Genomic DNA, 23743 nt, shown 5'->3' with positions numbered 1-23743 from the left:
AAAGGGTGATGATGTGGCTTGAATAGATCGTTCGAGGCGTTATTTTTGATTGAACACCTCAAGATCGACTTATCAAAAAAATTTCATCTCAAATCAACTCCACCAATGCCCGAATAATCCCCAATCCCAGACCAATAAATGCACCTACCACTACACCATTGACCCGAATCATGTGTAAATCACCACCGACTTCGTTTTCAATTTTGCCAATCATTTCGCGCGAGTCCCATTCATGAATGCGCTCACTAATAAAGCGAATCACTTTTTCACTATATTGATCTGACAAGTTCACCGCAATCGTACTCATTTTTTCATTCAGTAATTGACGTACTGCGGTATTGGCAATGATATTTTCACCGACTTGCTGAATGGCAATACGCAGGTTTTGCGCAATTCCCGAATCAGATTTTTGTAAATCTTCCTTAATCGCATTGCAGAGAATCACCACTGCACCACTAATAAAATTCAAGACTTGCGGACTGTCTAATAGGGCATTTTTAGTGTCATTTAGACGTAGACTGGCACTGCTGTTGTTATCTGCCAGTTGTAACATCAGTTGTTGCCCAGCATCTTCAATTTTTTGTCGCCAAGGATGTTCAGGGTCTGCCAACATAGATTCGACCCGTTGCAGTAAAGAATCTATGGTGCGTTGCTGCACATCAATTCCAATCCAGCTCGCACCTTTGGCCAGTTTCCACACGCCAAGCTCTTTAAACAATTGACGGGTCAATTCACGGCTTTTTTCAGGATGTTTCAGCATCCAGTCATGGGCAAGGTCTAAACCGCGTTGCAGCACATCCTGATGAAAGTCATTTTCCAAAACCGCACGCAGCATTTCACTGGCCAAGTGGTTGACCTGAGTATTGCGAACCCATTGCACACTGTTGCTTTGAATAAAGCGCCCAATTTGTTCTTGCCCGACAAATTCAAAAATTTTCGGTACAGTTTGCTGAATGACTTGGGTCACTTGCGCATTATTTTGCGGATTCGCCAACCATTTACCCACGGCTAAGGATAAGTCAGTGCTATGCAGGCTTTTTTGTACCACTTGGGGCGATAAAAAGTTTTCCTGCACAAAGCGCCCCATCGACTCGGCAATACGGTCTTTGTTGCGTGGAATAATTTCGGTGTGATCACGTAAGAATTTAGGAATTGGCATTTTGCCAAAAGGATTGCGAAACAGCACCGTAATCGCATACCAGTCTGCCAGACCACCGACCACGCCTGCTTCGGCAGACAGCATTAGAATGTGAATCAACCACGTATATTCAGGCAGTAATTTTGCGGTTAGCATTAATGCCAGCCATGCCAGCACGGCAATCACTAAAGCAATGGTGGCAAAGCGTTTACTGCGTTGCAGGCTCGGAGAGCTATGCTGCGAGCTGCTCGCTAAAGTGTGGTCAGACGCTGTATTCATGCAGGCATCCTTATCTCATTAGGGCGCGGCAGGGGCAGAGGTTGGTGGGGGTAATGGTTGTCCTGTGGGACTTAAACCATATTTTGCCCCCAGTGATTGTAAAATTAGGCTCGCATCAAAGGCATCTTCAGGTGCAGATTTTTGATCTTTAAAACACTGAATGGTGTAAGACACTTGAGTCGGATCGAGGGTCACCACTTGCGGCATATCATAGAATGGGTCAGGCCAGAATGGTGCGCGACGATGATAATATCCATACGGCGAATAGCTATACGGATAGTAACTTGGTGCAGGGTAAACCACGGCTTGTCTAGGTGGTTTCTGGCTACGGTTACTCGGATCATCTAAAACTTTAAAAAAGCGAAAACCGTGTTGCAGCGTGGTTTGTGCTGCTTTCACCAAAGTAATTTCTTCTGCAGTGCCAAAACTCATGTTATGACCCGCTAAAAAACTAATCCGATAGGTTTGCGCATTCAGTGGTGTGGTGCTGTATTGCCCCAACTGCTCAAAGCTGAGCGGTTTAGAGGATGTCGTGGCACAGCCTGTAAACAGCAAACTGCTGGCAAGGGCAAGACCGAGTAGGGAATATTTCATGTGAAAGCTCCTGTACACATCAACCAGCCAAGACAAGCTCGCCAGTTAGAAACTGCTATTGGGTTGGGTTAAAAACTCAAGTTCTTCTGCACTCGAAGGACGTCCCAACACCTGATTCCGATGTGGATAACGTCCAAAACGGTCAATAATCACTTTATGTTTCAGTTCATAGCCCAACACGGTGGGGTCATTCAAACTTTCAAACAACGTTAATGCGACTTCGTGAATACGTTTGGATTCACTGTGCATAAACGGCATATATAGAAAACGACGTTCGGTTGGGTTTAAGTCCTGATCCAATTTTAAGTGAATCATTTCTTGTGCCAACACCAAGGCCATTCCATCTTGGGCAAAGGCACGCGGGTCATTACGGTATAAATTACGTGATAATTGATCTAAAATAATGATTTCAGCCAAACGACCTGCAGGTGTTTCGCGCCATGTCCATAATTCTCCTTGTGCCGCTTGTTGCAGTACATCGGTAAATTTTTCTGCGAGCAGGGCATCAAATTCTGCGCTTTTGACAAACCAATTCGGTTCTGCAGCAGGAGAAAACCAAAAATCTAAAAAATCTTGATAATTCATACGCTTTATTATTTACCTCTGTTCTTTTGATTATAAAATCACAAATTTAGCATGTCTTATAGTGCAACTTTGTGATAAAAAATTGCCAAATTAAAATTTATTGACGTTGACCACTTTATAAAATGTCAGCATGCCCCAAAATCATCATTTTGTTAGAAAAAACAGCCCAAGCGCATGTGCTGATGCCAAATCAAGTTATACTTGAACGGTAGCAATTTCATCTCAGATCATCTGCATGATAGAGAAAATTGCCACCGACCCAAAATCAGCCTGTGGTTTATGTCGTATTTGTAGTGTATTGGATTAAGCGAGAGTGTAATGAGTCAACCCGAACCAAATGCGCAAGATGTTCTACCAACATGGGTAGACGCTGCGTTGCTTCAAGGGATGTTGCGCGGGATTGAACGCGAAAGTCTGCGTATGCAAAGCGATGGCTTCTTGTCGCAGCAAGCACATCCTCAAGCCTTGGGTTCGGCACTCACACATCCGCATATTACTACGGACTATTCCGAAGCGTTGATGGAGTTCATTACTCCACCGCAAAGCAGCATTCAACACGCGCTTGATTATTTGCGAGATATTCATAGCGTGGTGCATCAGCACTTAGGCGAAGGTGAAAAACTTTGGCCGCTGTCGATGCCATGTATGCTTGATGAAACCGATGACGGTATTCCACTGGCGCAATATGGCAGCTCCAATATTGGGCGCTTTAAAACTTTGTATCGCCGTGGTTTAGGTGTGCGCTATGGTCGCCGTATGCAGACCATTTCAGGGGTGCATTATAATTTATCCTTCCCTGAACATTTATTTGCCGCCTTGCAACAACATGAAAGTGATGAGCAGCTCAAAGCACTGAGTTTGCAAGATTATCGTAGTCATCGTTATTTAGGTTTAATTCGTAACTTTATTCGTTTAACACCATTGGTGATGTTTTTAGTCGGTGCAAGTCCATCGGTTTGTCAGTGTTTTATGACGGGGCATGAACATCATTTGCTGCCGTTGTTAAGAGGCACGTTGTATTTACCGTATGCGACTGCGTTGCGTATGGGTAACTTTGGCTATCAAAACTCGGCGCAGAAAAAACTTGGTATTCATTACAATGACTTAACAGGTTATTTAGATGGTTTGCAAAAAGCCGTGAAAACCCCGTACTTGCCATTTAGCCGCTTAGGTTTAGATGATGCTACGGGTGAGCCAATTCAAATTAATGACCATGTGCTGCAAATCGAAAATGAGTACTACAGTTTGGTGCGCCCAAAACAAGTACCACAAGAAGGTGAAACCCCATCTCAAGCACTTGCCAATCGTGGTATTGGTTATGTCGAATTACGTGCGGTAGATGTTAATCCGTATAGCCCAATTGGGATAGATGAACATACCGCAGGCTTTTTGGAAGTCTTAGCATTGTATTGTTTGTTGCAAGACAGCCCAGCCTTGTTAGATGCGGAACAAAGTATCATCGAAAAAAATCAGGCCGAAGTGGTCAATCGTGGGCGTGCGCCAAATGCGCACATTCAAGAGAGCGATGTTAAAACCCCAATTGAAGCGTGGGGACAGCAGTATGTCACCGCCATGCAACCTTTGGCTGCTTTACTCGACCAAAGTTATGCGACGCAGCTGTATTCTCAAGCTTTAGAACGCATGATGGCGCGTTTACATGAAGTCGATGAAACCCTGTCGGCACACATGATTGCCGATACTATTCGTCATGGCGGTACGTGGGGCTTTGGCAGTTATATGGCGCAGCAACATGCACATGCGTATGAGCAACATGCGCTGCGTCCTGAAACACAAACATATTTTGATGAAATTGCAGTGCAATCTATTCAGCAACAACAACAACTTGAACAAGCACAGGGTCTGAGTTTTGCAGACTATGTCGCACAATATAGATAACAGCTCAGAGATTTAAACATGCAATTGAGTTATCGTCTGCTAAGTGGTGTTTTATTTTTAGCCAGTGTCATTGGGATGACATTTGCATTGTATTTAGAGCATGTGCAAGGTTTAGCGCCGTGTCCACTGTGCGTTTTTCAGCGGGTGGGCTTAATTGCATTGGGTTTGGTTTCACTGATTGCTTTTGTGCATAACCCTAAATCTAACGTGGTTAAGCGTATTTACGCGCTGTTCGGCAGTATTGGAATTTTATGGTCAGTGGGTGTGGCAGCACGGCATGTGTGGCTGCAAAACTTACCGCCCGATCAAGTGCCAAGCTGCGGTCCAGGGCTAGATTATTTGGTAGATGCCTTACCCATGAAAGCCGTATTGCAACAAGTACTGTCGGGTTCAGGTGAATGTGCTGTGATTGACTGGACGTTCTTAGGGCAGTCTTTACCTGTGTGGTCATTGCTGTTCTTTAGCGTGTTGGCGATCATTAGTTTATGGCAATTGCTGCGTAACTATCCTTTTGTGGCATCGACTACATTTGGCAAAGTGAAGAAAAAATAAATTCCGGGAGCCTACCCACTGAATTGATAAAAATGCGTCATCCATAAAATTGCGATGGCGCATTTTTTTTGTGTATCTGTTGATAATCTATCTAAAAATCATCGTGTTGTAGCGTATTTTGAACTGTTTAGACTATGTTAGGTGAGCGCGATGCCTTCTAAGCTTGACCAATCACCAATAAACTCACGAATTTGCTGCTCTGGCACTTCTTCATGCGCAGGATAAAACCATTTCACCAATTGCTCAGCCACACTCGGATGATATTGCAACTGAAAATGGTTCAGACCATAGAACACAGCTTTGTGCGATTCAGGCAGTTTTAATTGAAAACGTGGGTTAGGATGTTCCCCCAAAGCACTTTTTATACTGACTAAATAATCGCCAATGACTTTGCGGGTCAGGTTCTGCTTTTTCTCAAACTCAATGCTGCCTGCCACGAAATAAGCATTAATATGGGTCGGCAAAGGTGCAGGTTTGCGGTTGTCATCGACCTGTCCAATTCGTGCCTGATTATGTTCCCAGTCATCATCTCGCACACTGCCATAGCGCAAATCTAAAATGCCGTTGCTGCGAATGTTGACCAAATGCCCGACAATTTTCACAATAGGAAAGCGACCTAATTTTTCCTGTAAATGGAAACCAAAACGCTCCAAAACAGCCCCATGATGTGGTGAACCCAAGCAGACCAGATTTTCGACCAAGTGAATCCAGTGCTGCAAATTTTGCTTACCGTAAAACAGCGCACTGCGCGACACCAAGCCACCCATGCTGTGCCCAATTAAATCAATACTGGTAATTTTAGGATGACGCTGAATTAAATCATCTAAGGTATTGGCAAGACTGCGGCCATTGGCAGAAATGCGACGCCCTGTATTGTAATTCAGATATAACATGGTGTTATGGTCACGTTGTGCCAGTAATTTTTCACCAAAACCACCAAATTGGTGTGTAGTCCAATCGAGGTGATTGCGGCATAAACCGTGCACAAAAATTACCACACGTCCAGACAAATCGCCTTGTTGGACTTCGCCATAATGGTCATAGAGCACCATAGGTAAGGCGAGCGGATTTTGCTGTTCGAGTAGATAATCTCCCAGTACGCCATTCAGTACACCGACTAAAAAATGCAGGCTTGGCGTGAGTGCTTTGTCATGTAAGTTGGGAAATTGCGCAATGATTTGACGTAAACCTGGTGCAACAAAGTGATAGCCGTATTGTTGTAAGCTGTGGAAGGCAAACTTATACAACTTTTGAAAAGTTGCGGTTTTTTGAAACTTTTGCGAGCGTTGTTCGCTCATGCCAAATACGCTGAGCAAAACTTCACGCTGAATGGTTTGAATCACTTCGCTCATCACGGCATTCAGGCGCGTGCTGACCAACTGTGCCAAGCCTTCTAGGATATCGGCCTGACTTGGAGGTGTACGATCCCATCTACAATACGTTTCATGCAGCGGTGTTAAACTTGGCATACTGTGTTGCCCCTTGTGTTCCCATATACCGAACGCTTTATTTTTACTTGGGTTCGCGGTATAAACTCAAGGGTCTGTTGGCATTTCATGAATTTACAGGACTGTAAATTTTTAGATGAATTGTCACCAAACCCGATACTTTTATTTTATCGTGTTCATCTTGAACTACTTGTAAAATACCGATGAATGCCAAGATGTTCGCATCTTTTTGTCTAACAATTGCATTTTTCCATGAAAATTAAATTAAAAACGCAAAATAAGTGCTGTATCAGCCAAAAATTGAATGGTGTTACTTAGAAATGTCACGCATGAATTTAATTTATTTACATGGTTTTCAGAGCAGTCCTTTGTCCATGAAAGGGCAGCTATTGTATGCCTATGTGCAGCAGCATCGCCCTGATATTCAGATGCATTTGCCCGATTTAAATGCTCCACCTTTAGCGGTTTTGGCAAACGTATCGGCATTGATTCGACGTTTGCCCAATGTGGCATTGGTGGGCAGCAGTCTAGGCGGCTTTTATGCGACACAACTGGTCGCACAGCATCATGTGCCTGCTGTTGTGATTAACCCTGCTATGCGACCATGGCAATTGTTTCAGGACTTGTTTGGCGATGTGCTGCCCTATGTGGTACATCCGAACTGGAGCTTAACTGCAGCGCAATTGGATGACTTAGCAGACATTGCGTTGCCAGTTGCGCAAGATGCAGACAAAATATTGGTGTTATTGCAACAAGGCGATGAAGTTTTGGATTATCGTGAAGCGCAGCGTTATTATAGTGCTGCCTCACCTTCGGCCATGATCATGACTGAAGCGCACGGCAATCATGCCATGGATAATTTTGCAGACAAAATTCCGATGTTACTGCAATTTTTATCGGATTCCCTAGCTTAAGGAAACAGTACAACGTGTCTCAATATACCGCTCAATCTCTTGAAGTTTTATCTGGTTTAGATCCAGTACGTCGTCGTCCGGGCATGTATACCGACACCACACGTCCAAACCATTTGGCGCAAGAAGTTATTGATAATGCGGTGGATGAAGCACTTGCAGGGCATGCCAATAAAATTACCGTAAAAGTCTATAAAGATGGCTCTTTGTCGGTAGAAGACAATGGCCGTGGTATGCCTGTCGATATTCACCCAGAATACGGGCAAAGCGGGATTGAAATTATTCTGACCAAGCTGCATGCAGGCGGTAAGTTCAGCACCGACAACTACCAATTTTCGGGCGGTTTGCACGGGGTCGGTATTTCTGTAGTGAATGCCTTGTCCAGTCGGGTTGAAGTGACCGTACAGCGTCAGGGCAACCTGTATAAAATGGCTTTTGATCAGGGCGAAGCTGCTGCACCTTTAGAAGTCTTGGAAGGCAAAGCCCCAAAACGTGCTTCGGGTACGTTGGTACATTTCTGGCCTGAAGCTAAATATTTCGATTCACCTAAATTTGCGCTAAAAGCCTTAAAACACAATTTAAAAGCCAAAGCGGTACTAGCTGCAGGTTTAGAAATTCATTACATTGATGAAATTAACGATGAAAAAATTGTCTGGCAGTTTGAAAATGGTCTAGTCGACTATTTGATGGATGAGCTGGAAGATCGAGAGATTGTACCTGCCCCTGCTTTTGTGGCGACAGGTGAGGCAGAGCGTGCCAGTGCAGAGTTTGCAATTTGCTGGAATGTAGAAGGCGGCGAGCAAATTCAAGAAAGTTATGTCAACTTGATTCCGACTGCGCAAGGCGGTACGCATGTCAATGGACTACGTTCTGGTGTGACCGATGCTTTACGTGAGTTCTGTGAATTACGCAATTTATTGCCGCGCAATTTAAAGCTATCTGCCGAAGATGTTTGGGATGGGGTTAACTACATTTTATCGTTAAAGTTCCAAGAGCCGCAGTTTTCTGGGCAGACCAAGGAGCGTTTATCGAGCCGTGAAGCGGCAAGCATTATGCAGAATATCGCCAAAGATGCCTTTGCCTTGTGGTTAAACCAAAATTCTGACATTGCCATGCAATTGGCAGAAATGGCAATTTCCAAAGCAGGTCGTCGTTTAAAAGCAGCGAAAAAAGTAGAACGTAAAAAAATCGTTTCAGGCCCAGCTTTGCCGGGTAAATTAGCCGACTGCGTGGGACAAACCCGTGAAGAATCGGAACTGTTTATTGTAGAAGGTGACTCTGCAGGTGGTTCTGCTAAGCAAGCGCGTGATAAAAACTTTCAGGCGATCATGCCAATTCGTGGAAAAATTTTAAATACGTGGGAAGTGTCTTCGGACGAGGTTTTGGGTTCGCAGGAGGTACACGATATTGCAATTGCGATTGGGGTTGACCCAGGTAGTGATGATTTATCTGAATTGCGTTACGGTAAGGTTTGTATTTTGGCCGATGCCGACTCAGATGGTTTACACATTGCCACTTTGCTGTGTGCTTTATTCGTGAAACATTTCCCAAGTTTGGTGGAAGATGGGCATTTATACGTCGCCATGCCGCCGTTATTCCGTATTGATGACGGTAAAGATGTGCATTATGCGCTGGATGAAGATGAGTTAGAAAACACGCTGAAAAAAGCCAAAACCAAAAATCCGCAAATTACCCGATTTAAAGGTTTGGGTGAAATGAATGCCAGTCAGTTACGTGAAACCACGATGGATCCAAATACACGCCGTTTGGTGCAATTGGATTTGGATGATAGTCATTTTACCGCAGGTTTATTGGATAAATTGCTGGCTAAAAAACGCTCTGCAGACCGTAAAGTGTGGTTAGAGCAAAAAGGTAATTTAGCCGATTTGGCGGTTTAAGCTGATTTAATTTAGAAAAAGCATCCATTATTTCAAAAAAGTAATGGATGCTTTTTATTGTAATTTTGATTGGTGTTTATAATTCAATATTTTCAGGCCATAAAAAATATCCACCATATTGACTGGTTTTAAATTCTGCACCTACGTCTTTGCCTTGTTGAGTGAGTATGTGCTTTCCAGCATCATTGATATTTAATAAGCCTTTTTCGGTAAAATGAGCCAACAATTCATTGGTTTTCATTTTATGTTTTGCTGCAAGTTTAGATGATGTTAATTTACCAACATTATTGTCATTGGTTTCTTCAACAGATTCATTTGTTGGTTCGGCTTTCACTTCATCTAAACTAATTCTAACTTCATCACTAATACGAATAATACGTTGCGCTTCTTCATAAGCATCTTTAAAGACATCTTGATCTTCATATTTGCGAATCAAAATGCCCATTTCGTTATTATTAATTTGGCTAAATTCATAAAGATTTAGACTAGAAATAATACATTCAGATTCATTGAGATAGCATTTAGCATGTAAGTTTTTACAAAAACTGAGCCGAACAAAATCAAGTTTTTGCATCCATTTTATTTCATCAGGATGTAAATCACTTTTTCCATAAACGATTCGAATATCAATTTTGAGTCGATCTTTATCTTCAAGTAACTCTTTAATACGGTCATTTAAACGTAAATATGGGCTAATTAAAATTAACCTTTCTTTGGCATTTTTTATCAGTTCTTCTAAGAAAAAATTGGTCGCGCTCGTATTTAAAAACTTAGCCATTTAACCCTCCTCATTGTGTCTAAATTATTATGTCCTGAGTATAGCGAATTTATTTAGGTAATGATTTGATGATTAAAAATATTCTAAAATTGAGGCGAAAAAAATGGAGCATCTTGTGCTCCATTTTTTATTGATCCTTAACTAAAGAACCAATATACAAATAATGAAATAATAAATACGCACATGACGTTCAACACCATGCCCACACTCATCATTTCACTTTGTTTAATTTGACCTGTACCAAATACAATCGCATTTGGTGGCGTTGCCACAGGTAACATAAAGGCACACGATGCACCAATACCAATAATCACCACTAAAATTTCTTTTGGAATACCCATTTGGTCTGCAATTGCAGCAAATACAGGAACCAATAACGCAGCAGACGCTGTATTACTGGTAAATTCAGTTAAGAAAATAATGAAGATGGTCACCGCAAAAATCACTACCAATGGCGAAGTATCACCAAAGGTATTGGCAAGGGTTTGACCCAATACCAAAGATGCGCCTGAATCTTTTAAGATCGCACTGAGGGTTAAACCACCACCGAACAGTAATAACACGCCCCAATCGGTATTTTCAGCTACTTGCTTCCAAGATGCAGTACCTAGCATGACTACCAAACATGCAGCAGCTAATGCAGTCCATGTATCGGGTTGGCTAATGCCGAAGGTTTCGCTAAGTTTTTTACCAAAAATCCACGCCACTGCAGTACATACGAATAAAATCATCGTTGCAACACGGGTTTTGGTCCAAGGAATCACTTCAGTTTCAAAATGAATTTTTTGATTTAAATTTGGACGCAATACCAAATATAAGCTGACCAACATTGCTGGTAGCAAAATCAGCATCATTGGTAAACCAATTTTCATCCAGTCAGCAAAGTCATAGTCTAACGCTTTGGCTGCAATAGCGTTTGGTGGCGAACCTACCAACGTACCCAAACCACCTAAACTGGCAGAGTAGGCAATCCCCAATAAAATGAAAACGAAGGTTTTACGCTCTTTAGTGGCATCGAGGTGTGATAACAAACCCAGCGCCAACGGTAACATCATCGCCGCCGTGGCTGTGTTGGAAATCCACATCGACAACGCAGCAGTGACAATAAAAATAGATAAAACCGAAATCCCCAAGTGACCGCCCGACATGGAAATAATCCACATCGCAATTTTACGATCCAGTTTCTGAATGTGCAGTGCAGTCGCTAAAGCAAAACCACCAAAGAACAGGAAAATAACAGGATCGGCAAAAGTCGCCAATGCCTTGCTGGTGCTAATTGGCTCAAGCACTTTGCTGGCATTTTCTACAGGCATGCCCAAAATTACGGCAAGCACCGGCACCAAAAGCGCGGTAATGGTAATGTGTACAGCTTCGGTGAGCCATAAAATACCAATAAAAAGCAACAGACTTAGACCCTTATTTGCATTTTCATCATAGGGCAAGACATTGTATAAACCGAAAGAGAGCAGGGCTGCAATTGCAACAATCACCCAGGTCTTGATCAGTTCTTTTCGCTTAATATTGGCTGGCACTTCTATATGGTTATTTTCCATAGAAGTTCACTCCGTCAAAAGGAATTAAAAGAAAAGAGGGAAGATTGGTCGATGCAAACGACCGAAGCAGTCTGAATAGACTGTTTTTTAAGCTGGTCTTAATTATAGGTGTAAATAATTATTTAAGCCAAAAAAAATCTAAATAATTTTCCATTTGTTATGTTTATTGGTCTGATTTATATCAATAAAGCAGGTGATTTTTGGATGATGAATAATCCTTGAGCAATCGCGTAAAGTGCCATAAAACCCAATAACGTAAATACAATCTGCTTAAATAATGTCTGGGAAATTTGTTTACGAATCAGACTGCCGATATACACCATCAGCATAGAGATGATGCAAATCAGGGCTAAAACTTTTAATTGTATGTGGCTAAACTGTTGAATTACTGGATATAAAACTGCCAATTGAATGAGTTTGGAAATAATAAAGTTTAAGTTGCTAATCACCACAATATCGGTTTTGCTGTGTTGAGTGCTGAGTAAATACATCATTAGAAATGGTGCCATGGCATTGGTCGCACCACCAATCACACCTGCCAGCAAACCAAAAATCAGCATATTTTTGAGTGAGGCAGAAATTTGCAAAGGACGTTGTCGAAATTGATCGGCCACGTACAATAAAATCAGTACGCCCATTGCCAATTTTAAATAACCTTCGTTCAGAATCAGCAGCAAACTGACGCCCAAATAGCTGCCAATCAGCGCACTGAAGATTAAACCCCAATATTTTTTGCAGTAGCCATATAAACTGCTGAATATAGATTGTGTGGCATCGCCCCGCAGCATGTAGATATTGAGAAGCAAACAGGGAATCAGAACCAAAGCAACCGCAGTACTGAGTGGATATAACATCGCCACCGCAGCCGTACTGAGCATAGGAAAACCAAAACCGCTCATGCCATGCAAAATTGCAGCAATCGCACAAAACAGCAGAATAATGAAATCGGTTTTTTGCATGTGGGCTTCACAGTGCTTTTTATTTGAAATTTAACTCAATGTAGCGGAGTTTTGCGCTAAGTACAAATGGGTTGCATGGTTATGAGCAAAGCATATTTATTGGAAACTATTTTAATGACCAATAAAAAAGCAAGACCGAAGTCTTGCTTTTTTGAACAGAGAAAAATACAGCTTAGAAATGGTATTTGACCAATGCGCTGACATCGTTTTGATCTACGCCTTTAATACCAAACTTGTTGTTCCAAACAGAGTGTTCGATACCCACGTATAATTTGGTTTTAGGTGAAATGTGTTTGCCCACATTCCATTTATATTGAGAAGTCCAGTTTAATTCGCTGGCATGGTCATCTTCTGCAGTAGACCAGTCTAGGAAGGCATCAGCCAAGAACTCTTCTGAACCAATTTTAAATGGTACAGCATAAGTGATGGTCATTTGATAATCATCTTTAGTGAGATCGTTGTCTGCTTTGTAGAAATTTACATTTGCATATTGCGTATATGGAATGTCTAAAGCAAAACCAATACCGTATAAAAAGTTATTGAATTCAGGATTAGCACCGTGTCCAGCATTATGTTCCCAAGTAGTTGCAATGAGAACATCTTTCACTGGGCCAAAAGATAAGTTTTGACCTGTAGTTTCACCCAAGCTTAAACGTGGCGCTAATTCAAAATAGGTTGAGTCATCATCATTGCCATCCCATTGTTGGTCAACGAAGAAGAACACATCAGAATATTTGAGTTTAGCTGCATATTCAGCAGTAAGAGTCGTACGATCTTCTGTACCTAATTTATAGTTTTCACCATAAAGAGCAGTCAGGCTAAAATCTTGCCAAATCGGTGCAGCTTGCGTAAAAGTTGCAGCAGTGGAGATTGCGCACAGCGCAGCAATATGTGTAAGTTTCATAAAAATAGACCCCAATAAAAGCGTTTCAAGGATACAGATTCTTTAGCAAAAATAAAGCAAAATTCGATTATTGACGGGTCATTTTGGGGTGTTTTCTATCAGCTTTTGGGTTGAATGCTTTTTAAACGATTTAAAACCAATGGTTAAAATGTAAAGGTGAATATTGCAGGTGTGACTAAACCCTTTAAAAGCATCAAGTTTCTCATTGGCAATAGATTGAACAACGTAGTGCTATCCAAATTGATCGCTTATTGAACATCTAAGCTGAAATTGGTGATAAAAGGGTTATTCTTTTGCTGCTTTTCTATAAATATTGCTTGCATATTTTTCAGATAGGCCCGATATTCAAGGTATAGGGACACGGTTCTGCAGAATTAAAAGTGTTCATCATTCACGTAGGAGGAAGTGATTCCAAACTAAGTTGAAGATGTACTTTATGCTGTAAAAACAGCACATTATAAACACGCCAAAACGTATATATAAAATTATGTGTAAGATTTTGGCACAACAAGATTCAGAAATAACGAACGCAAGAGGATGAAATCATGAACATTGAAATCCGTACCGATAAAAACATTCAAAACAGTGATCGATTAATTAGTTACGTTCGTGAAGAACTGAATAATGAATTCCAACGCCACAGTGAGCGCATTACCCATTTTTCAGTGCATTTTAGTGATGAAAATGGTGAAAAAGGCGGTGATGACGATATTCGTTGTATGATTGAAGCACGTCCAGCAGGTCTAAAACCAGTGGTTGTGAATCATCGTGGTCATAATATTGATACAGCCATTCACGGTGCGATTGACCGTTTAAAACGCAGCCTAGAACATGCGTTTGAGAAAAATGAAAATCCTCGTGGTGCTCGCCCAGAATTTGTAGATACAGATGTTGGTGGCGACGACGAATAAGGATCAGACAGATTCCAAGAGCCTCGCAAATTTTGCGGGGCTTTTTTGTGTTTGCATGTAGCCAATGCACTAAATTCACGATTTGCTGACATTTATCTCATACAAATGTCGCTTTATTGGGCATAATAGTTCTAAATTAAACATTGAATAAGAGAGCTCTCTGCATGTTAACTGCGCAACAACAAGTCTTGGTGCAAGCAATAGAAGAATTAGACCTTGCCCAAGTGCAACGCCTATTGGCAGACGGTTTAGACCCTAACTTTATGGATGCCGAAAAAGGCCCTGTAATTTCAGTCTGGTCAGATGGTTTATTTCAATGGTGGGAAAAAGTCTGCGAAGCATATGAAGCAGGTCAGCCACTCACAGAGCAGCAAAAACAGCAAGATTTGCAAGTGCATTTAGATATTTTAGAGGCCTTGATTCAAGCCAAAGTGAATTTGCATTTATGGGATGCCGAAGAAATTTACGGCCCATTGTGGGATGCGGCTTCTGCAGCATGTGTTCCTGCGGTACAGCGTTTATTAGATGAAAAAGTCGATCCGAACAGCAAAGATGAAGATGGTTTAACGATTTTATCTTCAATTAGTGATTTATTGTTTGATTGTGATTTTGATGAAATTCAGTGGTCGGATGCTTTGCTAGAAGAACAGCAGACTTTAGAATTGTTGCGTCGTTATGGCGCAAAAATGAGCAAAGAATTGGCCTAAGAGCAGAGATAAAAATATGTCAGCATTAAAAACAGTTGGGTTAATCGTGGCGGCAGGCATCAGCATGCAGGTGAGCGCGGCAGATTTTGAGTTTGATCGTCCTGGTGCAGGAATGAGTACGGGTATTACACCTGTAGGGAAGTTGGCTTGGGAACAAGCTTTGCCAAGTGCAAGTTATCAAGAAAGTAACGATGCTTCGGGCGAAAAAGTTAAAACCACTCGCCTTAATGCTGACATGCTGTTACGTACAGGTTTGGCGCAAGATTTAGAGTTACAGCTGGGCTGGCAAGGTCCTGCATGGAGTAAAAGCAAAACCGCAGGTCAATCGGTTGAAGAAGATGGTTTGGGCGATGTCAGCATTGGTTTGAAACAAGCCATTGACTTAAATGATGACAAACTTTCTATGGCCGTGTTGTTGCAAGCGTTAATTGCCACAGGCAATGATGGCTTTAGCGAAGAAGATGATATTTATAGCTTGGGTACGGCAGTCAGCTATCAATACAGTGAGCTGTTAAAAACAGGCATCAACATGCGTTACGATGTACAAAATAGCGATTGGGCGGTTACAGCAATTCCCAATATTCAGTATCGTTTAAGCGATCAATGGTCAGGTTTTTCAGAATTGGTCTATCGTAAAGCAGAAAGTCAGGACAATGAATATGGCTTAACTTCGGGGGTGATTTACGCACTGAATGAACGCACTCAACTGGATGCCAGTGTCGGTGTAGATTTAGACGGTGCAGATAAAAGTTACCATGCAGGTTTAGGTATGGCGTTCTTGTTCTAAGCCATTTAAACCATTTAAAGCTTTAAAATACGTTGTATGTTGCAGCAGGCTAAACTCATCAAGCTTGCTGCAGATTCGTTTTCATCCTAATAAAGTTCATGCCGAGGCGAGCAGAACATGAAGCAGTCCTTATTTCAGACCTTTTGGCAAGCTGCTGTTGATCTAATGGCTGATATTTTACGTTATGTGGCGCAGGGCTTATCTTGTCTGCTCGCAAGTCTATTTTTGCTGTGTTCGTTAAGCCTACACGCAGAAGCACCTTTACTCCCACCCGAACAAGCCTTTCAGTTTAGCGTTGAATCGGTCAATCCCCAGCAAGCTGAACTGCGTTGGAACATGCCTGAACAGTATTATTTGTATCAGCATCAATTTAAGGTTGAGCATGGACAGCAAATACTGGCTTTAGAGTTGCCTCCCGCAGAAGATGTTTATGATGAAAACTATGGACATACTCAGGTTTATTATCAACAAGTCAGTTTTAAAATTCCCACGCAGGCTGCACAGCGCTATCAAGTGAGCTGGCAAGGTTGTGCGCAAGATCGACTTTGTTATCCACCACAGCGCATTGAATTTCAGACAGACAGCACTGGTTTGGTGATTTTAGACAATCAAAGCGCAGCACAAAAAAATCTGTGGGGTGGACACAGTAGCCCAACCCAGAATGTGTTTTCGACAACTCAGACCAACTCCACGCTAGCATCTTCAACAAGTCCTGCAGCAGCACAACCCATCACAGCACAAGATCAAATATGGTCAGAAAAACTGGCACAAAGTTCGTTTGCCTATGGCTTGCTGCTGTTTTTGGGTTTAGGGGTTTTATTGGCCTTTACCCCATGCTCCTTGCCGATGCTACCGATTTTGACCTCCTTGTTGGTGCGTGAACATAAAGGTGTCAAAGCGTGGACGATTGCACTGGTCTTTGTCTGTAGCATGGCAATGGTCTATGCCATATTGGGTTTAATTGCGTCATCCGCAGGTTTGAATTTTCAGCGCTGGTTGCAGCAACCTGCGACTTTAATTGCTTTTAGTTTGCTGTTTGTGCTGTTTGCCTTAAATCTGTTTGGACTGTTTGAAATCAAGTTGCCGCGTGCTTGGGTCAATCGACTAGATCAGGCACAATCCATGCAAAAAGGCGGTAATTTGGCAGGTGCTGCACTCATGGGCATGTTGTCGGCACTTTTAGTTGGCCCATGTATGACTGCACCACTGGCAGGGGCGTTATTGTTTATTTCACAAACCCAAAGTCAGATGCAGGGGGCGTTGCTGTTATTTACGCTCGGTTTTGGTATGGGTACGCCGTTATTATTGGCCAGTGTGCTTGGGGCAAAAGCTTTACCACGCGCAGGTTTGTGGATGCATCAAGTCAAAGTGCTGTTTGCCTTTATTATGTTGGCATTGGCGTTGTATTTTATTCGTCCTTTATTGGGTGAAGCATGGATGCAATGGCTTAGTTTGGCACTTGGACTGGGTTTTGTCGGCTATGTGCTGCATCGTTTGAGCGGCTATCATGGTGTGCTGCGGGCGATTTATCTGAGTGCGTTATTGGTGGTGGTGCCGTATCTGATTTATAACCAATATCAACACAGCCAGCGTTTTTGGCAGCAGGAAAACGATGCGGTTTTAGAATGGCACCGTGCAACGACTGCAACGGAATTACAACAGTTACTTGCCCAAGCTCCGAAAAATCAGCGCATGATTATAGATGTCTATGCCGATTGGTGTGTGGCGTGCCGTCCGATTGAACAGCAGGTATTGACATCCTCCACCGTGAAACAGGCACTTGCAGAATTTTATTTAATTAAACTCGATTTAAGCCATTACGATGCCAGTCATCAAGCCTTGTTGAATCAATGGGAAATTTTAGGGCCACCTACCTTTTTATTTTTGGATGCACAACAACAAGAAATTCGCAGTCTGCGTTTAACAGGTGCATTTAACGAGAGCACTTTGTTAAATCAACTGCAGCAACTTCAAACCACACAGGAGTCATCGCCATGATGCAGCTGTATATTGCCAATAAAAATTATTCGAGCTGGTCGATGCGCCCGTGGTTGGTACTGAAGGCGTTTGATTTGGCTTTTGAAGAAATACAACTGAACTTTCCATGCGAGCGTGGTGAGGGCGATTTTAAACAACGTGTCCTAGAAATTAACCCCAATGGTAAAGTGCCTGCCTTGTTAGATCAGGGCATGTTGATTTGGGATTCTCTCGCCATTTGTGAATACTTGGCAGAGCAATATCCTGAACAGGCACTTTGGCCGCGTGATGTACAGCAACGCGCTTGGGCGCGTAGCATCAGCGCAGAAATGCACAGTGGTTTTACCGATTTACGCAGTTTATGTGGCATGAATATTCGCGCCAATTTAGCAGAAGTGGGTACAAAATTATGGCAAGAACATTCGGGTTTAAGGCAGGATGTGGCACGCATTGAACACATATGGTCGGCACGTCCTGCAGCAGATGGTTTCTTGTGTGGTGAATTTAGCATTGCCGATGCGTTTTATGCTCCTGTGGTGACGCGTTTTATGACTTATGCCTTGCCTGTAAGTGCCAACAGCCAACACTATATGCAGCGGGTGATGCAGCATCCTGCTATGCGCGCTTGGGTACACGCCGCATCACAAGAAGCAATGTGGGTCAATTATTTAGAGCCTTATCAAAAACCAGCAAAATGACTTGGAAAAAGCAGGATTAGGAAAAATACTGCGGAAGTTTTTGTACGGTAAAGTGGTCTTTTTTGTTCCAAAAATAAAACATAGTGTCTTAGTTTTCCCAATTATTCTATTTACGCTGCACGATTAAAATAGCGTTATTAAATGAATACAAGATTGGAACATCCCCATGAAAATTTTACACATCGACTCGAGTATTTTAGGTGAAAACTCAGTTTCACGTCAGTTAAGCCAAGCGATTGTGCAACAATTGACTGCAAAAAATAGCAATGCACAGGTCGATTATTTAGATTTGGCACAACAGCCGATTCCGCACTTAACTGCCGAAATTTTAATGGGGCAGGATGCAGAACAAGCGGCTTTGGGTGAAAAAATCATCCAACAATATATTGATGCCGATGTCGTGGTGGTGGGTGCAGCCATGTATAACTTTGGTTTGACTTCAACTTTAAAAGCATGGATTGATCGCATCAGCGTGGCAGGTAAAACCTTTAAATATACCGAGCAAGGGCCTGTAGGCTTGGCGGGTGAGAAAAAAGCCTATATCGCCAGTAGCCGTGGCGGTGTGTATGGTGATAACAGCCCTGCCGATTTTCAGGAAGATTTCTTGAAAACCATCTTCAACTTTACAGGGGTGAATGATGTAGAAATTATTCGCGCTGAAGGGGTGAGTATGTCGGAATTTAAAGACCAAGCTGTTGCCAATGCGATGCAAAAAATTCAGGCGATTTAACCCACTATTTCAATAAAAAAAGCTCAGTGCCTTGAGGGTGCTGAGCTTTTTTTATATAGATGGATCGGCTAAAAGGGTTGGTTAGCAAAGCCTTGTTATGGTTGAACTTAGCTCTGATCTTGCCGATGTGCAAACTCTGCTAAATCTGCCAATGCACGTTTGGCTTCTTCAAACCACGGTGAAAACATTTGAAAATTGTGCCACATACCCGTGTAGAGTTTGTAATGCACTTCTACGCCTGCCTGTTCGGCTTTTTCTTTAAAACGTGTTGCATCATCCAGCAAAATTTCTTTAGAGCCAATTTGTACTAAAACTGGTGGTAATTCATGTAAATCATCAAACAATGGCGAAATTTGCGGGTCTGCCCGATCAAGTTCAGGCGGTACATAGTAATCAATGCCTGTTTCCAGCGTTTCAATTGACAGCAGGGCATCATGCTTGCTGTTATAACGCAAGGATTCACTGGTGAGGGTTAAATCTAAAAATGGTGACAGCAGCATTAAGCCACTCACTTGCGGCAATTGCTCATCACGTATTTTTAAAGCTAGCGCCAACGCTAAATTTGCACCGCAAGAATCTCCTGACAAAATAATATCTTTGGCGTGTATACCTTGCGCCAACAGACTTTGATAGACATCAAACACGGCTTCCAAAGCATGTGGAAAAGGATGCTCAGGTGCAAGCGGATAATCGACATGAATCACTTGCATTTGGGTGCGTGCCGCAACTTGACTCAAAAATGCTCGATGGGTATTTAACGAACCCAGAAAAAAAGCCCCGCCATGAATATGAAAAATGAGCTGTGTTGCAGCATTCTGTGGTTTTAATTCTTCGGCATGCAGACCTGCTAAACGCAGCGCGCGTACCTGCACCGACTTTTGCATGGGAAATAAACGGCACATTTGTTCTAGTGCAAAACGTACAGAATTGGGGGGGAAATTAAATTGGCTTGGTTTGCGAATGGTGGTTTTTAAAAACTGCTCTGTAATAATTTGTTTCCACATGGGGTTAATCTTCATGATTTTTCCATCTTGTTCTTTATTTGATCGGATATTTGTGTATTTACCAACATAATTTACAAGGGTACACTAAACGGTCACATTCAAAAATTGCAAATTTGTTGTGACTTTTTAATAATAAAGTTGTCTGATAGTAGACCAGGGAAACAAAACAATGAAAAAAATTGCACTTGCATTCGGGCTGTTAGGTTTAAGCGCTTTGGCCAATGCTGCAGATCCGCTTAACGGCACAGTTTGGAAAACAATTGACGACAAAACCAAACAACCCAAAGCCACGGTAAGATTTACTGAGCAAAAAAATGGAACTTTAACCGCAAGCATTCAGTCAATTTTAACGCCTGGTGAAGAAAATGCCTGTACAAAATGTGAAGGTCCGTATCACAACAAATCACTCAAAGGTTTGACCATTGTTCGCGGTCTGAAAAATACAGGCGGCACGAGCTACGATGGTGGTTCAATTCTTGACCCGCAAACAGGTAAAACCTACAAGCTAAAAGGTAAACTTGCCGATGGTGGTAAGAAACTGGAATTGCGTGGTTTCATTGGTGTAGCGGCATTGGGTCGTAACCAAACATGGATTCGTGCGAACTAAGCATGTATTCCACCTGTGCAGTTGAAATCATATTGCACAGGATATAAAAAAACCTGCTCCATGTGAGCAGGTTTTTTATTGGTATTTTTTTAAACTTAACCTAAAGCACGATAAGCCGCTTCATCAAAACCCGCAATAAAGCCTGATTCAGTGTTTAAGACAGGACGTTTAATTAAACTGGTGTGAGTGCAAAGTGCTTCAATTAAGTTGGCTTCACTGGCCAAAGCAGCTTGCTGTTCTGCTTCGCTGAGTTTGCGCCAAGTGGTGCCTTTTTTATTCAGTACTACATCTTGCCCAAGCGCATCTAACCAACTTTTGACAGTGTCGGCATCGATCCCTTGTTTTTTATAATCGTGAAACTCATAACTTAGCCCCAATTCATTGAGTAAATCGAAGGCTTTTTTCATTGAATTGCAGTTCTTAATCCCATAAATTTTTAACATATTTTTTTCACGTTAATATCATCAAACTGGCTATAGCCTAGCCCAAAACAGCGCTAAGTGCTAGAAACTTGCAGTGAACAATGATTGGCTGTTTAAATGGTATGTGTCATCAATACGTCATACCGATGTCACCAAATTGACACTTGATCGCTCTAAAATGGGACGCATAAACAGAAAAAAATGAAAAACTTGATAAGAACAAACTCTAGTGAAAATAAAAAATACAGTGAAGAACAACAGTAACAGCGCAAAACAGAAAATAAGATGATAAAAAGAGAAAACCCGCATTTAATCATCCTGATTATGCGGGTCTCATTTTAACGTCCATTGTTACATCCTTGAAACTAACCAAAACCAGTTAGTTTATTTTCCATCCTTCGGCTTCCAATCCTTTTGTGTCATCCTGACTGTCCCTTTGCCGTGATGCAATAATGCGCTGAATCGACTTGAAGATAAATACACAAAGTCGACAGATTATGTGCGAATTGAACCTCAGTTGAGTGAACAACTGTTCACTCGTGTAGGCTGTGAAATTTGTGTGAATAAGGGACTATTGACAATTCGTCTATGTTTGCGACGACGCATATTTTTAGCTGATATAAGGCATGGGACAGGAAATTTAGCCATTCTAAATGACTGGCACATAACGCAATAGCAGCAAAAAAATATGCTCGTCCTTCGCTGCGCCTTGCGCTGCAAACAAAGCAGTGCTTGTTTTTGCTCAGGCTGTGGCTAAAACTTTCTCAGATTGCGTTATGAAACTTGGCAATAGACCCACTATTCCCTGCGTTTCATGCCTGATCTGCTCAGTTTTAGCCTACAGCGCAAACCATTTATGAAATGTCAATAGACCCTAAATCTTATAATCAATAATCACGGGAGCATGGTCACTAAACCATTCTTCTTTATACACCCAAGCATTGACAGTGCGTGCTTTCCAGTCGGGTGAACAGGCATGATAATCAATCCGCCAACCAACGTTCTTGGCACGGGCTTGCCCGCGATTTGACCACCAAGAATACAACTCTGCTTCATGGCGTACTTCACGGAAGGTATCGACATAGCCCAAGTCATTATAAATATGATCTAACCATGCACGTTCATGCGGTAAGCAACCTGAAGACTTTTGGTTACCTGACCAGTTTTTAATATCAATGCGCTTATGCACAATGTTGTAATCGCCACAGACAATGATCGATTTATTGTCTTCACGCCACTGTTTTAGAATTTTTTGATACTCTTCTAAAAAGTGATCTTTCCGCATTTGGGCTTCTTCACCTGAAGAGCCAGAAGGCAAATACAGTGAACAGATGTAAATTGGGTGATCCAGTCCTACATCAAATTCAGCACTGATAAAGCGACCCTGAGAATCGGCCAATTCAAAGCCTAAACCATTTTGCACAGAAACAAAGGGCAAACGGCTATAAATAGCTGTCCCTGCGTAGCCTGCGCGTTCTGCAGGGAAAAGATGCGTGTGCCAGCCTTCTGGCTTAAATTTATCGGTCCATTGGGCGTGTGTGATGCGACTTTCCTGCATGCAAATCACGTCTGCTTCAGACTTTTCCAACCATTCGAGTAAGCCTTTGCTTACCGATGAACGCAACCCATTGACGTTAATTGAAACCACTCGAAGAATTTTTTGATCACTCGGATAGCTACTCTTTGGTATCATGCTCAGGTCTTACCTCAATGTATTAATTTGGAGCACCTCATGACATCGCCAGCTCAATTTAACCCGCAAGCTTTTATCGAACTCGCCTTATCACGTGGTGTGCTTAAATTTGGTGAGTTTACTTTAAAATCGGGTCGTGTGAGTCCTTATTTTTTTAATGCAGGTTTGTTGAATGATGGCGAAGCTTTATCCCTATTGGCTTCGGGCTATGCAGATCAACTCATGAAATGCAAAAACGTAGATGTTATTTTTGGGCCTGCTTATAAAGGTATTCCTTTTGTAGCAGCTACAGCAGTGGCATTATCACAAAATCATGGCGTAAGTGTGCCGTGGGGTTTTAACCGTAAAGAAGCCAAAGACCATGGTGAAGGTGGTGTGTTGGTGGGTGCTGCAGTTGAGGGTAAAAAAGTATGGATTATTGATGATGTGATCACTGCGGGTACCGCTATTCGTGAAGTGGTGACCATTTTGAAAAATGCAGGTGCACAAATTGCGGGTGTATTGGTCGCTTTAGACCGTCAAGAAAAAGGTCAGGGCGATTTGTCTGCGATTCAGGAAGTGCAAAAAGAGTTGGAAATTCCTGTGCATGCTTTAATTACCATGAAAGATTTAATGAATTATTTAGATGTCAAAGGTGAAAAAGAGGCCTTGGCGAAAATGGAAGCATACCGTGTGAAGTATGGTATCTAAATCATTATTTTTTATATAAAAT

23 protein-coding genes are annotated in these 23743 nt (G+C 42.1%); 12 read left to right on the top strand and 11 right to left on the bottom strand.

The window, feature by feature from the left end; all coding sequences use genetic code 11:
- Positions 1-88: 88 nt before the first annotated feature.
- Genes FTU35_RS07130 through FTU35_RS07120 form a run of 3 tightly spaced genes read right to left on the bottom strand, consistent with a single transcriptional unit; the run spans position 89 to position 2596 of the window.
- The gene (locus FTU35_RS07130; RefSeq protein WP_154320168.1) at positions 89-1417 is read right to left on the bottom strand and encodes a DUF445 domain-containing protein; all 1329 of its coding nucleotides are present in this window, start codon (positions 1415-1417) and stop codon (positions 89-91) included.
- Between the two features lie 18 nt (positions 1418-1435).
- Positions 1436-2011 carry a hypothetical protein gene (locus tag FTU35_RS07125; RefSeq protein ID WP_104852739.1) on the bottom strand — a complete coding sequence of 192 codons (576 nt, stop codon included), beginning with the start codon at positions 2009-2011 and terminating at the stop codon, positions 1436-1438.
- A gap of 45 nt (positions 2012-2056) precedes the next feature.
- Complete coding sequence (locus FTU35_RS07120) at positions 2057-2596, bottom strand: DUF924 family protein (protein WP_154320169.1); 540 nt, start codon at positions 2594-2596, stop codon at positions 2057-2059.
- Positions 2597-2914: 318 nt separating this feature from the next.
- Here FTU35_RS07120 and gshA point away from each other — a divergent pair, with 318 nt between their 5' ends.
- Together gshA and FTU35_RS07110 are read left to right on the top strand one after the other, a co-directional pair.
- Positions 2915-4492, top strand: coding sequence for a glutamate--cysteine ligase (gene gshA, locus FTU35_RS07115; protein ID WP_154320170.1), 1578 nt, complete (start codon positions 2915-2917; stop codon positions 4490-4492).
- 18 nt (positions 4493-4510) lie between these two features.
- Positions 4511-5044: a disulfide bond formation protein B gene (locus tag FTU35_RS07110; protein ID WP_131261221.1), complete on the top strand. Its 534-nt coding sequence runs from the start codon at positions 4511-4513 to the stop codon at positions 5042-5044.
- Between the two features lie 137 nt (positions 5045-5181).
- On the opposite strand, the gene FTU35_RS07105 is transcribed toward FTU35_RS07110, so the two are convergent.
- Positions 5182-6513 carry an alpha/beta fold hydrolase gene (locus tag FTU35_RS07105; protein WP_154320171.1) on the bottom strand — a complete coding sequence of 444 codons (1332 nt, stop codon included), beginning with the start codon at positions 6511-6513 and terminating at the stop codon, positions 5182-5184.
- 308 nt (positions 6514-6821) lie between these two features.
- Here FTU35_RS07105 and FTU35_RS07100 point away from each other — a divergent pair, with 308 nt between their 5' ends.
- Both FTU35_RS07100 and parE read left to right on the top strand, forming a co-directional pair.
- Entirely contained in the window at positions 6822-7406 is a 585-nt protein-coding gene (locus tag FTU35_RS07100) for a YqiA/YcfP family alpha/beta fold hydrolase (protein ID WP_154320172.1), read from the top strand.
- A gap of 14 nt (positions 7407-7420) precedes the next feature.
- Complete coding sequence (gene parE, locus FTU35_RS07095; RefSeq protein WP_004974183.1) at positions 7421-9301, top strand: DNA topoisomerase IV subunit B; 1881 nt, start codon at positions 7421-7423, stop codon at positions 9299-9301.
- A gap of 76 nt (positions 9302-9377) precedes the next feature.
- Here the strand turns inward: parE and FTU35_RS07090 are convergent, their stop codons facing one another.
- From FTU35_RS07090 to FTU35_RS07075, 4 genes are all read right to left on the bottom strand, one after another.
- Positions 9378-10079, bottom strand: a complete 702-nt coding sequence (locus FTU35_RS07090) for a phospholipase D family protein (RefSeq protein ID WP_004974184.1) — start codon at positions 10077-10079, stop codon at positions 9378-9380.
- A gap of 137 nt (positions 10080-10216) precedes the next feature.
- The gene (locus FTU35_RS07085) at positions 10217-11632 is read right to left on the bottom strand and encodes a DASS family sodium-coupled anion symporter (RefSeq protein ID WP_096901624.1); all 1416 of its coding nucleotides are present in this window, start codon (positions 11630-11632) and stop codon (positions 10217-10219) included.
- A gap of 176 nt (positions 11633-11808) precedes the next feature.
- The gene (locus tag FTU35_RS07080) at positions 11809-12591 is read right to left on the bottom strand and encodes a sulfite exporter TauE/SafE family protein (protein ID WP_179991250.1); all 783 of its coding nucleotides are present in this window, start codon (positions 12589-12591) and stop codon (positions 11809-11811) included.
- Between the two features lie 172 nt (positions 12592-12763).
- Positions 12764-13495, bottom strand: coding sequence for an outer membrane protein OmpK (locus FTU35_RS07075; RefSeq protein ID WP_179991251.1), 732 nt, complete (start codon positions 13493-13495; stop codon positions 12764-12766).
- Positions 13496-14040: 545 nt separating this feature from the next.
- Between FTU35_RS07075 and FTU35_RS07070 the strand changes: the two genes are divergently transcribed.
- From FTU35_RS07070 to FTU35_RS07045, 6 genes are all read left to right on the top strand, one after another.
- Positions 14041-14406, top strand: a complete 366-nt coding sequence (locus FTU35_RS07070; protein WP_004974190.1) for an HPF/RaiA family ribosome-associated protein — start codon at positions 14041-14043, stop codon at positions 14404-14406.
- Positions 14407-14570: 164 nt separating this feature from the next.
- The gene (locus FTU35_RS07065) at positions 14571-15113 is read left to right on the top strand and encodes an ankyrin repeat domain-containing protein (RefSeq protein WP_004974192.1); all 543 of its coding nucleotides are present in this window, start codon (positions 14571-14573) and stop codon (positions 15111-15113) included.
- Positions 15114-15129: 16 nt separating this feature from the next.
- On the top strand, positions 15130-15900 hold the full coding sequence (locus FTU35_RS07060; RefSeq protein WP_154320177.1) for a transporter: 771 nt from the start codon (positions 15130-15132) through the stop codon (positions 15898-15900).
- A 165-nt stretch (positions 15901-16065) separates the two neighbouring features.
- Entirely contained in the window at positions 16066-17898 is a 1833-nt protein-coding gene (gene dsbD, locus FTU35_RS07055; protein ID WP_171501117.1) for a protein-disulfide reductase DsbD, read from the top strand.
- Positions 17895-18575, top strand: coding sequence for a glutathione S-transferase family protein (locus FTU35_RS07050; RefSeq protein ID WP_131261214.1), 681 nt, complete (start codon positions 17895-17897; stop codon positions 18573-18575). The genes dsbD and FTU35_RS07050 overlap by 4 nt, the downstream gene beginning before the upstream one ends.
- A 166-nt stretch (positions 18576-18741) precedes the next feature.
- Entirely contained in the window at positions 18742-19305 is a 564-nt protein-coding gene (locus FTU35_RS07045; RefSeq protein ID WP_004974205.1) for an FMN-dependent NADH-azoreductase, read from the top strand.
- A 107-nt stretch (positions 19306-19412) separates the two neighbouring features.
- Here the strand turns inward: FTU35_RS07045 and FTU35_RS07040 are convergent, their stop codons facing one another.
- Positions 19413-20324, bottom strand: coding sequence for an alpha/beta hydrolase (locus FTU35_RS07040; RefSeq protein WP_179990969.1), 912 nt, complete (start codon positions 20322-20324; stop codon positions 19413-19415).
- 154 nt (positions 20325-20478) lie between these two features.
- On the opposite strand from FTU35_RS07040, the gene FTU35_RS07035 reads away from it, so the two are divergent.
- Positions 20479-20916 carry a DUF2147 domain-containing protein gene (locus FTU35_RS07035; RefSeq protein ID WP_004974208.1) on the top strand — a complete coding sequence of 146 codons (438 nt, stop codon included), beginning with the start codon at positions 20479-20481 and terminating at the stop codon, positions 20914-20916.
- A 95-nt stretch (positions 20917-21011) separates the two neighbouring features.
- Here the strand turns inward: FTU35_RS07035 and FTU35_RS07030 are convergent, their stop codons facing one another.
- Positions 21012-21359 carry a Spx/MgsR family RNA polymerase-binding regulatory protein gene (locus tag FTU35_RS07030; RefSeq protein ID WP_154320180.1) on the bottom strand — a complete coding sequence of 116 codons (348 nt, stop codon included), beginning with the start codon at positions 21357-21359 and terminating at the stop codon, positions 21012-21014.
- A gap of 853 nt (positions 21360-22212) precedes the next feature.
- Positions 22213-23031 (bottom strand): exodeoxyribonuclease III, encoded by an 819-nt coding sequence (locus FTU35_RS07025; protein WP_096901635.1) that lies wholly within the window; start codon positions 23029-23031, stop codon positions 22213-22215.
- Positions 23032-23070: 39 nt separating this feature from the next.
- Here FTU35_RS07025 and pyrE point away from each other — a divergent pair, with 39 nt between their 5' ends.
- Positions 23071-23721: an orotate phosphoribosyltransferase gene (gene pyrE / locus FTU35_RS07020; protein ID WP_004974213.1), complete on the top strand. Its 651-nt coding sequence runs from the start codon at positions 23071-23073 to the stop codon at positions 23719-23721.
- The last annotated feature ends 22 nt before the right edge of the window (positions 23722-23743 follow it).

Source organism: Acinetobacter sp. YH12095, assembly GCF_013419245.1.
Classification (GTDB): domain Bacteria; phylum Pseudomonadota; class Gammaproteobacteria; order Pseudomonadales; family Moraxellaceae; genus Acinetobacter; species Acinetobacter towneri.
This window is presented reverse-complemented; position numbering and strand designations above follow the sequence as displayed.

Coding starts and splice junctions, on each gene's coding strand:
- FTU35_RS07075 (WP_179991251.1), bottom strand. CDS start 13,495: ATGAAACTTACACATATTGCTGCGCTGTGCGCAATCTCCACTGCTGCA.
- FTU35_RS07060 (WP_154320177.1), top strand. CDS start 15,130: ATGTCAGCATTAAAAACAGTTGGGTTAATCGTGGCGGCAGGCATCAGC.
- FTU35_RS07040 (WP_179990969.1), bottom strand. CDS start 20,324: ATGAAGATTAACCCCATGTGGAAACAAATTATTACAGAGCAGTTTTTA.
- FTU35_RS07120 (WP_154320169.1), bottom strand. CDS start 2,596: ATGAATTATCAAGATTTTTTAGATTTTTGGTTTTCTCCTGCTGCAGAA.
- FTU35_RS07070 (WP_004974190.1), top strand. CDS start 14,041: ATGAACATTGAAATCCGTACCGATAAAAACATTCAAAACAGTGATCGA.
- FTU35_RS07065 (WP_004974192.1), top strand. CDS start 14,571: ATGTTAACTGCGCAACAACAAGTCTTGGTGCAAGCAATAGAAGAATTA.
- FTU35_RS07045 (WP_004974205.1), top strand. CDS start 18,742: ATGAAAATTTTACACATCGACTCGAGTATTTTAGGTGAAAACTCAGTT.
- FTU35_RS07105 (WP_154320171.1), bottom strand. CDS start 6,513: ATGCCAAGTTTAACACCGCTGCATGAAACGTATTGTAGATGGGATCGT.
- FTU35_RS07090 (WP_004974184.1), bottom strand. CDS start 10,079: ATGGCTAAGTTTTTAAATACGAGCGCGACCAATTTTTTCTTAGAAGAA.
- pyrE (WP_004974213.1), top strand. CDS start 23,071: ATGACATCGCCAGCTCAATTTAACCCGCAAGCTTTTATCGAACTCGCC.
- FTU35_RS07035 (WP_004974208.1), top strand. CDS start 20,479: ATGAAAAAAATTGCACTTGCATTCGGGCTGTTAGGTTTAAGCGCTTTG.
- FTU35_RS07125 (WP_104852739.1), bottom strand. CDS start 2,011: ATGAAATATTCCCTACTCGGTCTTGCCCTTGCCAGCAGTTTGCTGTTT.
- FTU35_RS07080 (WP_179991250.1), bottom strand. CDS start 12,591: ATGCAAAAAACCGATTTCATTATTCTGCTGTTTTGTGCGATTGCTGCA.
- gshA (WP_154320170.1), top strand. CDS start 2,915: ATGAGTCAACCCGAACCAAATGCGCAAGATGTTCTACCAACATGGGTA.
- FTU35_RS07110 (WP_131261221.1), top strand. CDS start 4,511: ATGCAATTGAGTTATCGTCTGCTAAGTGGTGTTTTATTTTTAGCCAGT.
- FTU35_RS07100 (WP_154320172.1), top strand. CDS start 6,822: ATGAATTTAATTTATTTACATGGTTTTCAGAGCAGTCCTTTGTCCATG.
- FTU35_RS07030 (WP_154320180.1), bottom strand. CDS start 21,359: ATGTTAAAAATTTATGGGATTAAGAACTGCAATTCAATGAAAAAAGCC.
- FTU35_RS07130 (WP_154320168.1), bottom strand. CDS start 1,417: ATGAATACAGCGTCTGACCACACTTTAGCGAGCAGCTCGCAGCATAGC.
- dsbD (WP_171501117.1), top strand. CDS start 16,066: ATGGCTGATATTTTACGTTATGTGGCGCAGGGCTTATCTTGTCTGCTC.
- FTU35_RS07050 (WP_131261214.1), top strand. CDS start 17,895: ATGATGCAGCTGTATATTGCCAATAAAAATTATTCGAGCTGGTCGATG.
- FTU35_RS07085 (WP_096901624.1), bottom strand. CDS start 11,632: ATGGAAAATAACCATATAGAAGTGCCAGCCAATATTAAGCGAAAAGAA.
- FTU35_RS07025 (WP_096901635.1), bottom strand. CDS start 23,031: ATGATACCAAAGAGTAGCTATCCGAGTGATCAAAAAATTCTTCGAGTG.